We start from the raw sequence: 13,925 nt of genomic DNA on the forward strand, positions 1-13,925 counted from the left end.
ATTCACCTCATTCTGGCTTTAGGTTTATGCAGCGAGCTCTACTTGGACGAGGTTGTCGGAGAAGCTAGGAGCATGGCCCAGATTGGAAAATTCGCTAGAGCTGATAGCGTTGACTGCTGAACCATGATTATGCTCATGCCAATAACCCAGAAATGCCACCACCATACCAGGCAAAGTATCGTCGCTGATCACGGCTTTTCCTTTAAAGCTACCGCGCTCATTGAAAACCCGGACCATTTCCCCGCCGTTGATTCCTCGAGCCTCGGCATCCAGAGGGTGAATCGTGACCGTCTGTTCTCCTTGTCTGTGTCTTTGATTAGGCTCGTTGGCATACTGTGAGTTTAGAAAAGCATGCGCCTTAGGTGTGACGATGTTTAAAGGGAATTTCTTGGCCAATTCAGGGTTGGAGATCGGGGATTCACGCATGGGCAACCACTCGGGCAATGGGTCGATGGGTTCGCCCGGCTGCATTCCCTCATACATGGACCGCCAGACGGGAACGACGAAGTTTCCCTTGTCGGCTTGTGTAGTCAGAAACTCGCATTTGCCAGATGGTGTGGGGAAGTTGCCCTCAGCATGAGGTAGTCGCTTGTCAGGGGCGGCACCTGCCAAACTTACGTAGCCAGCTTCACGCAGCTTTTCCATATTCCAGCCTTGCAGTTTGGGAGAGGACCAGTCGATAAAATCATTTAACATCTCGTAATCGGTCCGGTCCCAATAGCTATCTTGGAACCCCATTGCTTTTGCAAGCCTGCGGAACAGCTCCGAGTTAGAAACACATTCGCCAGGCGGTTCAATAGCCTTCTCATTGTAAGTGAGATAAAAATGACCCCATGTCAGCATCACCTCCAGTTGCTCTGCCTGCATGGCTGCTGGGAGTAGAATGTCTGCGTATTTAGCGGTATCAGTGATGAAATGTTCGCTGACAACCACGAATAAATCTTCTCGCTTAAGCTGCGATTCTAATCTGAATGAATCCCCGGCTTGAGAGACCGGATTTGAGTTATTCACAAACAGTGACTTGATCGGTGGATCCTTGAATTCTTCAAGGACTTTACCTAATTGCGTAAGGTTGGCGACACGAGTGCCCGGCTTGATAAAGTCTGGTCGGCACATCTCCTCATACTTGAGTGGAAATTCCCAAAGCGGCATTTCCAGCAAGCCGCCGCCTACGTGACGCCATGCGCCTACTAATGCCGGTAAGCTGCATATCGCACGGATGGATTGACCGCCATTACGATTGCGTTCAGGAGCAACACCCAGGCGAATTACCGATGGTTGTGTCCCTGCATATTCTCTTGCGAAGTGTTGGATAGTTTCTGTTGTAAGCCCAGTAATATTGGCGACGCGTTCTATACCGTAATCTGCTAATACGCGTTGTTTAAGTTCAGCATATCCGTGTGTGTAGCGATCGATATAATCCTGATCAACCAGGTTTTCTGTGATGAGCACATTCATGACCCCTAAGGCAAATGCAGCATCAGTACCGGGTCTCAAGCGAATATGGAGGTCAGCATTTTTGGCAGTCCGTGTTCGTTGAGGGTCAATCACCACAATTCTCGCGCCATTGGCTCTGGCTTCCTGGTAGATTGGCCACTGATGGAGGTTGGTGGACATCGTGTTTTGTCCCCAAATGACGATCAGCTTCGAGTGAACGAAGCTTTCAGGATCGACCCCTCCTGTAGGACCTACTGTCATCAAGTAACCTGTGGAGGAGCCAGAAGCGCAGAATGTTTTTTCGGAGATGGTGGCTCCCAAGCGATTAAAGAATGCATCGCCCGACGTCAGGCCGTTGATGATGCCTTGATTGCCTAAATAGCAGCAATTGAGAATTGCCTCTGAACCGAAATCCTCAATGATGCCTTTCCATTTTGAAGTGATTTCATCTAATGCTTCAGTCCAGCTGATGCGTTCATATTGGCCTGAACCCTTTGGGCCAACACGACGTTGCGGATAGATAATACGATCAGGGTTGTAATGGTGCTTCGCAAAATCTTTGAGTTTGACACACAAGCCCCCTCGCGTAATTGGATGCGCCGGATCACCGGTGACGCTTTTGAGAACACCATCTTCCACCGAGTAAATCATTGCACAGGTGTCAGGGCAGTCTTGCGGGCATCCGCCTTTGAAGATTTTAGTTTCGCTAGCCATCATATTTCTCCAGTCAACGAGTACATCCGAACGAAAAAGCCTACGCCAGTATTGAATGGAATAGGCCGACGCACTATGCGTGCAAATGGAATACTTTATTTACAATGGTCCACTTTCCATCAAGCTTTAATAGCAGGAATAGATCACTGAATTTAAAATTGGTCCAGTTTTCAGCTTCAACTCTCGCATGAGCAACTGTTCCGACGATGTCAATATTTGTGATGCGGCTTTGGACATTCTTTGCGGGGCCATTCGAGTTATGCCAGTCATACAGATCCTTGATTGGACCATTAAAGGCAAGTTTGTCACCTACATAACCAAAGATGGTGGCATCTTTGTGAAAAGCTGCTGACATCTCTTCGCCAGTTCCGGATTCCGCAGCATTCATATACACGTTTAAGACTTCTGTAATTCCGTCAATGTCATCCACACTTACTTTTACACTCATGGCACAGCTCCTCTAGAATAGGCAACACGTTCTCAATGCGACCATCAGAATGATTTGATGAGTTAATTCACTTGATCACGATATGGATATTATTGGCAGGATGATGATGGCAACAGTGCCAGAGCATCATTAATCGATAGGGCCAGTTGCAGGAAAGGGATGTTGTCAAATGGAGAGGTGTAATATTGATGCTCAATCTAAACATTGAGGGTTAGACCTAAGATGCAGTTGGTTCTCAGTATCGATCCCGCCAGCAATCTCACACTGAAATCACAGCTTATAGCGCAATTCCACAACTTGATAAGAAGTGGGCACTTACAGCCAAGCTCATCCCTGCCAAGCACTCGAGAGCTGAGCCTGCAACTCAAGGTTTCTCGAAACACCATTTCCGAAGTATATGAAACCCTCATTGAGGAAGGGTACCTGGTGACCAAGTACAAGGTAGGGACGTTTGTTGCCAGCCAGCTTCCTGCAGACGCCGTATTTGTGCCAGAGATAGTGCAAGTTAGCGATGAATCCAAGAGCCGTGTGAATCTTCCTCTGCCGTATTCAGGGAGAGGGCAGTCCGGCTTGCATCGGTCGTTCGATGCGAAGCTGCTATACGACTTTACTCTTGGGAAAACCGATGCCCATACTTTCCCAGAAAAAGCCTGGCGAAGACTGCTGATCGACCGGCTGGGCGGAGCAGCAACAAACATGAGTCAGTATCTTGACCCAGCGGGTTTGCTGGATTTGCGGCAGCTTATTGCCAATTTTCTTGGCCCCACTCGGGGTATTGTGGTTTCGCACAAGCAAGTATTGATTGTTGCAGGCTGCCAGCAAGGCTTGAGCCTGGTTGCTCACCTGTTTATTGATAGCCATACGCCCATCGTGGTGGAAGCTCCCTGCTATAGAGGTACGGCTTATTTGTTCGAGAGCTATGGTGGCAAGATCATCCAGGTGCCAGTCGATGAGCATGGCATCGACGTGAGTCAGCTGCCCAAGCACCCGGTTAAATTGGTGTATGTCACCCCATCCCATCAGTTTCCCACGGGGGGGACGATGGGTTTGCAAAGAAGGATTGAATTGCTGGAGTGGGCTGAAGAATCAAATGCTTATATTGTTGAAGTTGATTATGACGTGAATTACAGATATGAGGACTCACCTTTACCCTCATTATGGTCATTGGACAAAAACAATTGTGTGATCTATATCAGCTCGTTTTCCAGGTCCCTTGGACCTGGATTAAGGCTGGGGTATATCGTCGTACCTCCAAACCTCATTGAGCCTGCCACCAAGGTACGCAGCTTGATGGACAATGGATCGCCCTGGCTCGAACAGGCGACGCTCTCACAGTTCATCATGAGCGGAAGCTTTGAGAATCACTTGCTCAAACTAAAGTACAACAATCATAAACGGCGCGACGCGCTGATAGCAGCATTGAGGGACAATTTTGGAAACGTCAAGATTACAGGCGCCGAGGCTGGCATACATTTGCTCTGGCACGTGGATAAGAGCGGGCCAAATGCCATGGAGATTCAAGCAATAGGTAAGCGTTGCGGGGTAGGGGTTTATCCACTACAAGATAGTCCAGCCTGCTATTACGAGAACATGCCGAACTATGATAGGGTCGTCATGCTAGGGTATAACCACTTGGACGTTGATCGGATACAGCGAGGCATATCAACCTTGGCTTCAGCCATGAGGAATCAATCTTTCCCATGAACGGGTCGGATTTAACGTTGAAGTTTTCATTGATTGCCCAGGCATTGGCGATTGATGGGAACAAGACTGGTCCGTGCTACTTACTAAACGGCAATACTTGGTGGGTTGATTTCGTTGTCCCATGGCAAACGAATATGCAGAACGACAGGGACTGAGCAATAAACGCTCGCGTAAGAGTTCCGTGACAGGCTGGGGGGGGGCTTTTACTGCGGCAGTAAACTGTGTAGTAAAAGCATTGCGGGCCATCTTGAGGATGGTTTGTGAATGAGTGGAAATGGCTTGATAAGCGCCTTCATCAGGATACTGAAAGAGCCAAGCTGACACATCTGCTACCTGACTCAAGGTGCAAGAAAAACAAAAGGGCTAGCCTAAGCTAACCCTTTGTTTATTTGGTGCGCCCGAAGAGATTCGAACTCCTGACCCCTTGGTTCGTAGCCAAGTACTCTATCCAGCTGAGCTACGGGCGCGTATGTGAGGCGTGCATTATACGTGAAGATGAAATTAATGCCAGCATAAATTTCATCTCACTGACACACTGCCTTAAAAGTGGCGGAGAGCGAGGGATTCGAACCCTCGATACAGGTTTAAGCCCGTATGCTTCCTTAGCAGGGAAGTGCCTTCGACCACTCGGCCAGCTCTCCGCACGAGGGCGTAACAATACTTGATTACGCCGCAAAAATCAACGCTGAAGCAATGTATTGTTGATTAAACTTCTTCCAGCCCGAAAGCCTTGTGCAGGACGCGTACGGCCAATTCCATGTATTTCTCGTCGATAACGACAGAGATCTTGATTTCGGAAGTGGAGATCATCTGGATGTTGATGCCCTCTTCGGCCAGGGTACGGAACATCTGGCTGGCGATGCCGACGTGCGAGCGCATGCCAACGCCAACGACGGAAACCTTGGCTGTTTTGTCGTCGCCAATGATTTCACGGGCACCGGTGTGAGGCTGTACTTTCTCACGCAGGATATTCAATGCTTTTTGCAGGTCGTTTTTATGGACGGTGAATGTGAAGTCAGTGGTGCCATCTGCGCCGACGTTCTGAATAATGATGTCGACGTCGATGTTGGCGTCTGCCACTGGGCCCAGGATTTGATAGGCAATGCCTGGACGGTCTGGCACGCCCAGTACGGTGATTTTGGCTTCGTCGCGGTTGAAGGCGATGCCTGATATTACAGGTTGTTCCATGTCTTTGTCGTCCTCAAAAGTAATCAGCGTGCCTTCGCCTTCTTCCTCGAAGCTGGAAAGCACGCGCAGTTTGACCTTGTACTTGCCTGCAAACTCGACTGAACGGATTTGCAGCACCTTGGAGCCCAGGCTGGCCATTTCCAGCATTTCCTCGAAGGTGACCGATCTGAGTCGGCGCGCCTCGGGAACGATGCGTGGATCGGTGGTGTAGACGCCATCGACATCGGTATATATCTGGCACTCGTCAGCCTTGAGCGCGGCTGCCAGCGCGACGCCGGTGGTGTCCGAGCCGCCCCTGCCCAGCGTGGTGATGTTGCCTTGCTCATCCACGCCCTGGAAACCGGCGACGACGACGACATAGCCGGCATCGAGGTCCTTGCGGATGCGCTCTTCATCGATCTTGAGGATGCGCGCCTTGGTGTGGGCGCTATCGGTGACGATGCTGACTTGGCCACCCGTGTAGCTTTTGGCCTTGACGCCAAGCTCCATGAGCGCCATGGAGAGCAGGGCGATGGTGACCTGTTCTCCGGTGGAGACCAGCACATCCAGTTCGCGTGGGTCGGGGTTGGGCATCACTTCCTTGGCTAGGCTGATCAGGCGGTTGGTTTCGCCTGACATGGCGGAAACCACGACCACGACCTGCTGCCCAAGCGCCTTGTGGCGCGCCACGCGGCGGGCGACATTGCCGATGCGCTCTGGATTGGCGACCGAAGTGCCGCCATATTTCTGTACGATAAGTGCCATATCTGTGTCGGTATCAAAGGTGCATCAATAAAACACCGGCGCCCGTCATGCAGGTGCCGGCGGCTGTTACTTCAGTCTTTCCTCTACCCAGCCAGCAACGCTGGCGAGTGCCCGGGGCAGCTGGCTGGGGTCGCTGCCGCCTGCCATGGCCATGTCCGGTTTGCCGCCGCCCTTGCCGCCTACCTGCGCCGCAACGAAATTCACCAACTCACCGGCCTTGATCCTGGCAGTCGTATCGGTGGTCACGCCCGCAGCCACGCTGACCTTGTCGCCATTGACGCTGGCGAGCACGATGGCGGCAGTCTTGAGCTTGTCCTTGAGCTTGTCCATGGTTTCGCGGAGGGTGTTGGCATCTGCGCCTTCCAGCGTGGCCGCCAGCACCTTGATGCCACCGATGTTCACGGCCTGGCTGGCGAGTTCGTCACCTTGTGAGGAGGCTAGCTTGGATTTGAGGCGGGCAAGTTCTTTTTCCAGTGCCTTGATCTGCTCCAAGGTCTGGCTGATTTTGCCGGCCAGCTCAATGGCAGGAACCTTGAAGGAGGCTGCCGCATCGGCGAGCAGCTGCTGCTGTTGCTGGATATGGCGCAATGCCACATCGCCTGCAGCGGCTTCAATGCGGCGCACGCCTGCGGCGACGCCGGATTCTGACACGATCTTGAACAGGCCGATGTCGCCGGTGCGGCTCACATGGGTGCCGCCACAGAGTTCGCGCGAGGTGCCGATGTCGAGCACGCGCACTTCGTCGCCGTATTTCTCGCCGAACAGCATCATGGCGCCGGTCTTCTGTGCCTCGTCGATGGGCATGACGCGTGCCAAGGTGGGTGTGTTGGCCAGAATCTCGGCATTGACGATGTCTTCAATGCGGCGGATCTCATCGGCAGTCACTGGGGCATTGTGCGAAAAGTCGAAGCGCGTCTTGTCAGGATCTACCAACGAGCCTTTTTGCTGTACGTGGCTGCCGAGCACTGCACGCAATGCCTTGTGCATGAGGTGGGTGGCGGAATGGTGACGCATGGTGCGGTGGCGCGACAGAAGGTCGACGCGTGCGCTGACTTCGTCGCCCACGCGCAGGGTGCCGGTGCTCAATACGCCATGATGGCCGAATACACTGGCCTGGATTTTCTGGGTGTCTTCCACCTGGAAAATGCCTTCCGCACCTTTCAATATGCCTTGATCGCCGACCTGGCCGCCGGATTCAGCATAGAACGGGGTGTTGTCGAGTACCACCACACCCAGTTCGCCTTCATTGAGGGCTGGCACTGCGCTACCGTCTTTGTACAGCGCGAGTACCTTACCTTGCGCTTCGAGGGTGTCGTAGCCATGGAAGGTGGTCGCATTGCCTGTGTATTCCAGGTTGGCTGCCATCTTGAACTTGCCTGCCGCGCGGGCCTGTTCCTTCTGGCGCGCCATGGCAGCGTCGAATGCGGCAGAGTCCACGCTCACGCCACGCTCGCGGCATACGTCGGCGGTCAAGTCGAGCGGGAAGCCGAAGGTGTCGTGCAGCTTGAAGGCGGTCTCGCCGTTGAACACGTGGTTGCCGGTCTTCGCCATTTCCTCGAGCTCGGCCTCGAGGATTGCCATGCCGTGCTCAATGGTCTCGAAGAAGCGGTCTTCTTCCTGACGCAGGATGCTGGTGATACGTTCTTCCCCGCTCTTGAGCTCGGGATAGGCGTCGCCCATTTCGTTCACAAGGGCAGAAACCATCAAGTGGAAGAAAGCTTGTCTTGCTCCAAGTTTGTACCCATGGCGGATCGCGCGGCGGATGATGCGGCGCAGCACATAGCCGCGGCCCTCGTTGCCCGGGATGACGCCGTCGGCGATCAGAAAGCTGCAGGCGCGGATATGGTCCGCCAGCACCTTGAGTGACGGGCTGTCCAGGTCTGTGGTATTCGTGACGCGGGCGGCGGCCTTGATCAGGTTCTGGAACAGGTCAATTTCGTAATTGCTGTGTACGCCCTGCAGCACGGCGGCAATGCGCTCCAGGCCCATGCCGGTATCGACGGAAGGCTTGGGTAGCGGGTGCATGACGCCTTGTTCGTCGCGGTTGAACTGCATGAACACGTTGTTCCAGATTTCGATGAAGCGGTCGCCGTCTTCATCAGGTGAGCCGGGTGGGCCGCCCGGGATATGCTCGCCGTGGTCGTAGAAAATCTCGGTACAGGGGCCGCAGGGACCGGTGTCGCCCATCATCCAGAAATTGTCGGAGGCATAGCGCGCGCCTTTGTTGTCGCCGATGCGGATCACACGCTCGGCAGGCACGCCGATTTCCCTAGTCCAGATGTCGTAGGCTTCGTCGTCCTCGGCATAGACGGTGACGGTGAGTTTATCCGCTGGAAGCTTGAAAACCTGGGTGAGCAATTCCCAGGCATAGTGGATGGCGTCGCGCTTGAAATAGTCACCGAAACTGAAGTTGCCGAGCATCTCGAAAAAGGTATGGTGGCGCGCGGTATAGCCGACGTTTTCGAGGTCGTTGTGCTTGCCACCCGCCCGTACACATTTCTGTGATGAGGTTGCGCGGGTGTAGGGGCGCTTGTCGAAGCCGAGAAACACATCCTTGAACTGGTTCATCCCGGCGTTGGTGAAGAGCAGGGTGGGATCGCCGGCCGGAACCAGCGAGCTGGAGCTGACGATCTGGTGCCCCTTGGAGGCGAAATAGTCCAGGAATGCCTGGCGAATCTGGTTGCTCTTCATCGATGTGTATGCTTGCTCAAAACGTTAAATGTCAAAATGCCATGTGCACAGTCTATAGCCGGCATCATTCAATATCTTCAGGGCTGCCACGCAGCACCTGGCGTATCACTTCAAAACCGAAGCCGCGCCCTTGCAGGAAGCGCGCCTGTTTGGCCCATTCCTCCCGTGATTGCGGCGGTTGGGGAAACTTCTTGCGGTAAACCGCCGTGGCGGCTTCCAGTTCGTTCGGGGCCATCTCGGCCACGGCCTTGCCTATCAGCTCGTCACTGATGCCATGCTGCCTGAGCTCATGCGCCACGCGCAGGCTGCCGTAGCGGCCCTTGCGGGCATGTACGATCTGCTCCGTATAACGGGTATCGGATAACCAACCGCGTTTCTTGAAGTCTTCCAGCAGGGCAGGGAGGTTGTCTTCCTCTCCCGCATGGGGGCTCAGCTTGTGCAGCAACTCCTGATAGGAATATTCTCGTCGTGCCAGATATGCCAAAGCCCGCTCTCGCAGGCTGGTGGTAGGCTTATTCGTCGCTTTCTTCATCCGGTGCCGTCGTCATCGCGGCGTTGGCCAGATTGGAATGCTCGCGAATCTTGGCGTCGATCTCATTGGCGATTTCCGGGTGCTCCCTGAGGAACTCGCGCGCGTTGTCCTTGCCCTGGCCGATCTTCTCGCCCTTGTAGCTGTACCAGGCACCGGCCTTCTCGATCAATTTAAGGTTGACGCCGAGTTCGATGATTTCGCCCTCGCGCGAGATACCTTCGCCATAGAGGATGTCGAATTCCGCTTGCTTGAACGGAGGGGCCACTTTGTTCTTCACTACCTTGACCCGGGTTTCTGATCCCGTGACCTCGTCCCCCTTCTTGATCGCGCCGGTGCGGCGGATGTCCAGGCGCACGGAGGCGTAGAACTTGAGTGCATTGCCGCCGGTGGTGGTCTCGGGGTTGCCGAACATCACGCCGATCTTCATGCGGATCTGGTTGATGAAGATGACCAAGGTGTTGGTGCGCTTGATGTTGGCGGTGAGCTTGCGCAGTGCCTGCGACATCAGGCGGGCCTGCAGGCCCATGTGCGAGTCGCCCATTTCGCCTTCGATTTCGGCCTTGGGCGTCAGCGCAGCGACGGAGTCGACCACCACGACATCTACCGAGCCGGAGCGCACCAGCATGTCGGCGATCTCGAGCGCCTGTTCGCCGGTGTCGGGCTGGGAGATGAGCAGATCGGAAACATTGACACCGAGCTTCTGCGCGTAGACCGGGTCGAGCGCGTGTTCTGCGTCGATGAATGCTGCCGTGCCGCCCAGCTTTTGCATCTGCGCGATCACAGACAATGTCAGCGTGGTCTTGCCGGAGGATTCCGGGCCGTAAATCTCGACGATGCGGCCGCGCGGCAAGCCGCCAATACCCAGGGCGATGTCCAGGCCCAGGGAGCCGGTAGAAACTGCCTGGATGTCAGCAGCGACATCGGTGTCGCCCATGCGCATGATAGAGCCTTTGCCAAATTGTTTCTCGATTTGCGAGAGGGCGGCGGCTAGCGCTTTGCTTCTGTTTTCATCCATCAGTGAATACCTTTTCGAGTTGCCTGCTAAAGCCTGCAATTATTTCATAAATCAGTGGGTAAAGTAAGCTGCAACAAGCCGGTTAATGCGGTTTTGACAGACTGTCTGCGCACGGCGTCTCTGTCGCCCAGGAAGTGGTGGGTTTGGGTGATGATCCGGCCATCGCGATGGGCCCAGCCAAAGCATACGGTACCGACCGGTTTTTGCTCGCTTCCGCCATCCGGCCCAGCGATGCCCGTGATGGAAGCACTAATGTCGGCGGTGCTGTAGGCCAGCGCGCCCAGGGCCATCTCCTTGGCGGTTTCCTCGCTGACTGCTCCGTGCTGGCTCAGCGTGTCGGCGCCCACGCCGAGCATTTGCTGCTTGGCCTCGTTGCTGTAGGTGACGAAGCCGCGGTCGAAACAGGACGAGCTACCCGGCACGGCTGTCACGCACTGCGAGGCCCAGCCGCCAGTGCAGGATTCTGCCAGTGCGAGCCTGAGGCCCTGCTTGATCAGGGTATCGCCCAGTTTGTGCGAAATTGTCAAAAGCTCTGCATCATCCACCATTGTGCTCCTTTCAATACGGCAATTGCATAGATTGCGGCCAACAGGTCGTCCAGCATGACGCCGAGACCGCCGTGTACTTGTCGGTCCAGGGTTCGGATCGGGAATGGTTTCCATATGTCGAACAGCCGGAACAGCAGGAACGCGTACAGCCACCATTCCCAAGCGTTAGGGGTAAATTCCAGCACCAGCATGAAAGCCACGATCTCGTCCCAGACGATGCATCCATGGTCGTCGACGCCCAGGTTGCGCCCGGCGATGCCGCAGAGCGGGATGCCAGCCAGGAACAGCGCCGCCAGGATGGGAAGGTGGCTTGCCTCCGGCAGCAGCATCAATAGCCCGAATAGTGGCAGGGCAATCAATGTGCCACAGGTTCCCGGGCCCTTGCGCGCCAGCCCGCTGCCGAAGCCCAGGGCAAAAAAGTGGGCTGGGTGCCGCAGCAGGAAGTGTCGGTCAGGCAAAATGGTCAAAACCGTGCTCCTTGAGGGTCAGTGGTGCATCGTCCAGGCCGTGGATGACAAGTTGCTGCGTATCGGTGATGCGGCCAATCACGGCCATGTCCAGGCTCAATTGCCGACCAATGTCGGCAATCTGCTGCCGGTGTTGTGTGGAGGCGGTAAAACATAACTCATAGTCATCGCCGCCGGATAATATCATTTTCTGTATTGCTACTTCTTGAGAGTGTGCGCTTACAACTTCTGATTTGGGAATCGCCTTTAGCCAGACCTCAGCGCCCACTTGCGAGTGTTCCAGGATATGCCCAAGGTCAGCCAGCAGTCCATCGGAGATGTCCAGCGCGCTATGCGCCAATCCGCGTAGCGCCTGTCCCAACACCACCCGCGGCTGGGGCTGGTGCAGGGCCTTGCCACATGCCGCGAGCTCTGTGTCGCTGAGCGGATAACGGCCCTGAATGGCGGCCAAGGCTAATGCGGCATCCCCCAGCGGACCTGATACCCAGATGTCGTCGTCCGCGCGTGCAGTGCTGCGCAGCAAAGATGCGCCGGGTGGCGTCTCGCCCATGATCTGCACGCTGATGGTGAGAGGGCCGCGCGTGGTGTCGCCACCGATTAGGGCGATGTCGAATTGCGCGGCGCAGGCAAAGAAGCCTGCGGCGAACTTGCTGATCCAATCTTCATCTGCTTCTGGCAATGCAATGGTCAAGGTAGCCCAACGTGGCTGCGCGCCCATGGCAGCCATGTCGGAAATATTCACTGCCAGCGATTTCCATCCGATCAGCCATGGATCGATATTGGGATAAAAGTGTGTGTTTGCCACCAGCATGTCGGCAGACACGGCGAGCTCCATGCCTGGCGATGGTTGAATCAGCGCTGCATCGTCACCCACGCCGAGCACAGCCGAGGGGTGAGCGCGCCGAAAATAGCGCTGGATCAAGTCGAATTCCGATGCCATGGTCAGGCGGGTTTTTGTGCTGACTTGGGGCGGAAAGCCTGCACGATATCGGGGTTGGTGTCGATATGCGGGGCTTCAATCAAGTCCAGGCAGTAAGGCACAGCAGCGAAAATACCGGGGATGATGGTTTTCCCGTGCGCGTCCTTGAGGCCCTCGAGCGTCTGCGCGATGGCCTTGGGCTGGCCCGGCAGGTTGATGATCAGGCAGCGCTTGCGGATGACAGCAACCTGGCGCGAAAGAATCGCGGTCGGCACGAATTGCAGGCTGATCTGACGCATTTGTTCGCCAAATCCGGGCATGACCTTGTCCGCCACCGCCAGGGTGGCGTCTGGCGTGACGTCACGCACGGCTGGCCCGGTGCCGCCCGTCGTCAGCACCAGACTGCAGCCTTCGACGTCAACTAAGTCGCATAGGGTGGATTCAATGACTGCCTGCTCGTCAGGGATGACGCGCAATATGCTTTCCCACGGGGTGGCGAGGGCTCTGCCCAACCATTCCTGCAGGGAGGGAATGCCTTTGTCTTCATATACGCCGCTGAAGGCGCGGTCGCTGATGGAGACCAGGCCGATGCGGATAGTGTCTGTTGCCATGGATGTGCTTCTAGGGATTTAGGTCATAATGATCCCGTCATCATTAACATGCCGGGAATGAAAAAAACGTGGTTTCATCATACCATTGTCACCAGGAAAAACGAGGAATAGAGAATATGCGCCCATATTTCATCGTACTGTTGCTTGTCATGCTGGCAGCGTGTAGCAGGCCGGTAGTCAAGGAGCCAGTACCTGAGCCGGTGGCGCCTGGACCGGCAGTGCAGTTGCCACAGGAGGATAACCCCTATGCACAGCACTATGTCGCGCGCCAGCTGCATGGTATCAAGCTCAGTCAGGGGGCGGGCGAGCCCACGATCTATCAGGGAGGGAAAGAGCTGGATGACTACCAGCACATGCTGAATGATGGATATCAAATGCTCGGGTATACGAGCTTCGAGGCACCCGAGCTATCCTTCTCATACGCTGCAGCCCATGCTGCGGAAGTCCAGGCAGATGCGGTGGTGGTATACAAGAAGTTGATCACGGCGCCGATGGCGACCATGGACTTGCAGCCAGTCAAGACGCAGGTCAGTGCCCAGCCACATGCAGGCGCTGCCGCGGATATTTACAGCTATTTTGCCACCTACTGGGGCAAGCTCGCGCCACCGGTGCTGGGGGTGCACGTGATGCAACGCAGCAACAATGATGCCGGACCAGGACTGACTGTTTTGGCAGTGATCACGCACTCTCCCGCAGCCAAGGCGGGAGTGGCGGTGGGGGATGTCTTGCTCAGCCTGGGGGGAGAGGCACTTTCGTCGCCGCAAGTGCTGCAACAAGCAGCACATCGCCATGCCGGGCAGGAGGTGGAGCTGGTATTGCGCCGGGTCAATGCCGAGAAGAGGGTGCATGTGGCATTGGGAACGGCATTATAGTGCTGAAATAACAGTCACCATGCTTTACGATGAAG

At 55.3% G+C, this 13,925-nt stretch carries 12 protein-coding genes and 2 tRNA genes; 2 read left to right on the plus strand and 12 right to left on the minus strand.

Annotated features, from left to right (window positions below; genetic code table 11):
* Nucleotides 1-24: 24 nt before the first annotated feature.
* Together MFLA_RS02885 and MFLA_RS02890 are read right to left on the minus strand one after the other, a co-directional pair.
* On the minus strand, nt 25-2,154 hold the full coding sequence (locus tag MFLA_RS02885; RefSeq protein ID WP_011478930.1) for a molybdopterin-containing oxidoreductase family protein: 2,130 nt from the start codon (nt 2,152-2,154) through the stop codon (nt 25-27).
* Between the two features lie 70 nt (nt 2,155-2,224).
* Nucleotides 2,225-2,599 (minus strand): nuclear transport factor 2 family protein, encoded by a 375-nt coding sequence (locus MFLA_RS02890; protein WP_011478931.1) that lies wholly within the window; start codon nt 2,597-2,599, stop codon nt 2,225-2,227.
* A 222-nt stretch (nt 2,600-2,821) separates the two neighbouring features.
* On the opposite strand from MFLA_RS02890, the gene MFLA_RS02895 reads away from it, so the two are divergent.
* On the plus strand, nt 2,822-4,303 hold the full coding sequence (locus tag MFLA_RS02895; RefSeq protein WP_011478932.1) for a PLP-dependent aminotransferase family protein: 1,482 nt from the start codon (nt 2,822-2,824) through the stop codon (nt 4,301-4,303).
* Nucleotides 4,304-4,693: 390 nt separating this feature from the next.
* Here the strand turns inward: MFLA_RS02895 and MFLA_RS02900 are convergent.
* From MFLA_RS02900 to mog, 10 genes are all read right to left on the minus strand, one after another.
* A tRNA-Arg gene (locus tag MFLA_RS02900) sits at nt 4,694-4,770 on the minus strand.
* An 80-nt stretch (nt 4,771-4,850) separates the two neighbouring features.
* Nucleotides 4,851-4,944 (minus strand) — tRNA-Ser (locus tag MFLA_RS02905).
* Between the two features lie 64 nt (nt 4,945-5,008).
* Nucleotides 5,009-6,235: an aspartate kinase gene (locus MFLA_RS02910; RefSeq protein WP_011478934.1), complete on the minus strand. Its 1,227-nt coding sequence runs from the start codon at nt 6,233-6,235 to the stop codon at nt 5,009-5,011.
* A 66-nt stretch (nt 6,236-6,301) separates the two neighbouring features.
* Nucleotides 6,302-8,926: an alanine--tRNA ligase gene (gene alaS, locus MFLA_RS02915; protein ID WP_011478935.1), complete on the minus strand. Its 2,625-nt coding sequence runs from the start codon at nt 8,924-8,926 to the stop codon at nt 6,302-6,304.
* Nucleotides 8,927-8,990: 64 nt separating this feature from the next.
* Nucleotides 8,991-9,458: a recombination regulator RecX gene (gene recX, locus MFLA_RS02920; protein WP_011478936.1), complete on the minus strand. Its 468-nt coding sequence runs from the start codon at nt 9,456-9,458 to the stop codon at nt 8,991-8,993.
* Nucleotides 9,439-10,473 carry a recombinase RecA gene (recA, locus tag MFLA_RS02925; protein ID WP_011478937.1) on the minus strand — a complete coding sequence of 345 codons (1,035 nt, stop codon included), beginning with the start codon at nt 10,471-10,473 and terminating at the stop codon, nt 9,439-9,441. Before recA ends, recX begins: the two co-directional genes overlap by 20 nt.
* A gap of 44 nt (nt 10,474-10,517) precedes the next feature.
* Entirely contained in the window at nt 10,518-11,021 is a 504-nt protein-coding gene (locus MFLA_RS02930; protein ID WP_195742060.1) for a CinA family protein, read from the minus strand.
* Nucleotides 10,997-11,488 carry a phosphatidylglycerophosphatase A family protein gene (locus tag MFLA_RS02935; RefSeq protein ID WP_011478939.1) on the minus strand — a complete coding sequence of 164 codons (492 nt, stop codon included), beginning with the start codon at nt 11,486-11,488 and terminating at the stop codon, nt 10,997-10,999. The genes MFLA_RS02930 and MFLA_RS02935 overlap by 25 nt, the downstream gene beginning before the upstream one ends.
* Nucleotides 11,472-12,428 carry a thiamine-phosphate kinase gene (gene thiL / locus MFLA_RS02940; protein WP_011478940.1) on the minus strand — a complete coding sequence of 319 codons (957 nt, stop codon included), beginning with the start codon at nt 12,426-12,428 and terminating at the stop codon, nt 11,472-11,474. The genes MFLA_RS02935 and thiL overlap by 17 nt, the downstream gene beginning before the upstream one ends.
* A gap of 2 nt (nt 12,429-12,430) precedes the next feature.
* Entirely contained in the window at nt 12,431-13,018 is a 588-nt protein-coding gene (gene mog / locus MFLA_RS02945; RefSeq protein ID WP_011478941.1) for a molybdopterin adenylyltransferase, read from the minus strand.
* 116 nt (nt 13,019-13,134) lie between these two features.
* On the opposite strand from mog, the gene MFLA_RS02950 reads away from it, so the two are divergent.
* Entirely contained in the window at nt 13,135-13,890 is a 756-nt protein-coding gene (locus MFLA_RS02950) for a PDZ domain-containing protein (protein ID WP_011478942.1), read from the plus strand.
* Nucleotides 13,891-13,925 lie beyond the last annotated feature (35 nt).

The sequence above is a fragment of the Methylobacillus flagellatus KT genome, from assembly GCF_000013705.1.
Classification (GTDB): Bacteria; Pseudomonadota; Gammaproteobacteria; order Burkholderiales; family Methylophilaceae; genus Methylobacillus; species Methylobacillus flagellatus.

Excerpts from the sequence above, each read along its gene's own strand:
- MFLA_RS02950 (WP_011478942.1), top strand. The coding sequence starts at position 13,135 with ATGCGCCCATATTTCATCGTACTGTTGCTTGTCATGCTGGCAGCGTGT.
- MFLA_RS02885 (WP_011478930.1), bottom strand. The coding sequence starts at position 2,154 with ATGATGGCTAGCGAAACTAAAATCTTCAAAGGCGGATGCCCGCAAGAC.
- thiL (WP_011478940.1), bottom strand. The coding sequence starts at position 12,428 with ATGGCATCGGAATTCGACTTGATCCAGCGCTATTTTCGGCGCGCTCAC.
- MFLA_RS02895 (WP_011478932.1), top strand. The coding sequence starts at position 2,822 with ATGCAGTTGGTTCTCAGTATCGATCCCGCCAGCAATCTCACACTGAAA.
- MFLA_RS02890 (WP_011478931.1), bottom strand. The coding sequence starts at position 2,599 with ATGAGTGTAAAAGTAAGTGTGGATGACATTGACGGAATTACAGAAGTC.
- MFLA_RS02910 (WP_011478934.1), bottom strand. The coding sequence starts at position 6,235 with ATGGCACTTATCGTACAGAAATATGGCGGCACTTCGGTCGCCAATCCA.
- alaS (WP_011478935.1), bottom strand. The coding sequence starts at position 8,926 with ATGAAGAGCAACCAGATTCGCCAGGCATTCCTGGACTATTTCGCCTCC.
- recX (WP_011478936.1), bottom strand. The coding sequence starts at position 9,458 with ATGAAGAAAGCGACGAATAAGCCTACCACCAGCCTGCGAGAGCGGGCT.
- MFLA_RS02930 (WP_195742060.1), bottom strand. The coding sequence starts at position 11,021 with ATGGTGGATGATGCAGAGCTTTTGACAATTTCGCACAAACTGGGCGAT.
- mog (WP_011478941.1), bottom strand. The coding sequence starts at position 13,018 with ATGGCAACAGACACTATCCGCATCGGCCTGGTCTCCATCAGCGACCGC.
- recA (WP_011478937.1), bottom strand. The coding sequence starts at position 10,473 with ATGGATGAAAACAGAAGCAAAGCGCTAGCCGCCGCCCTCTCGCAAATC.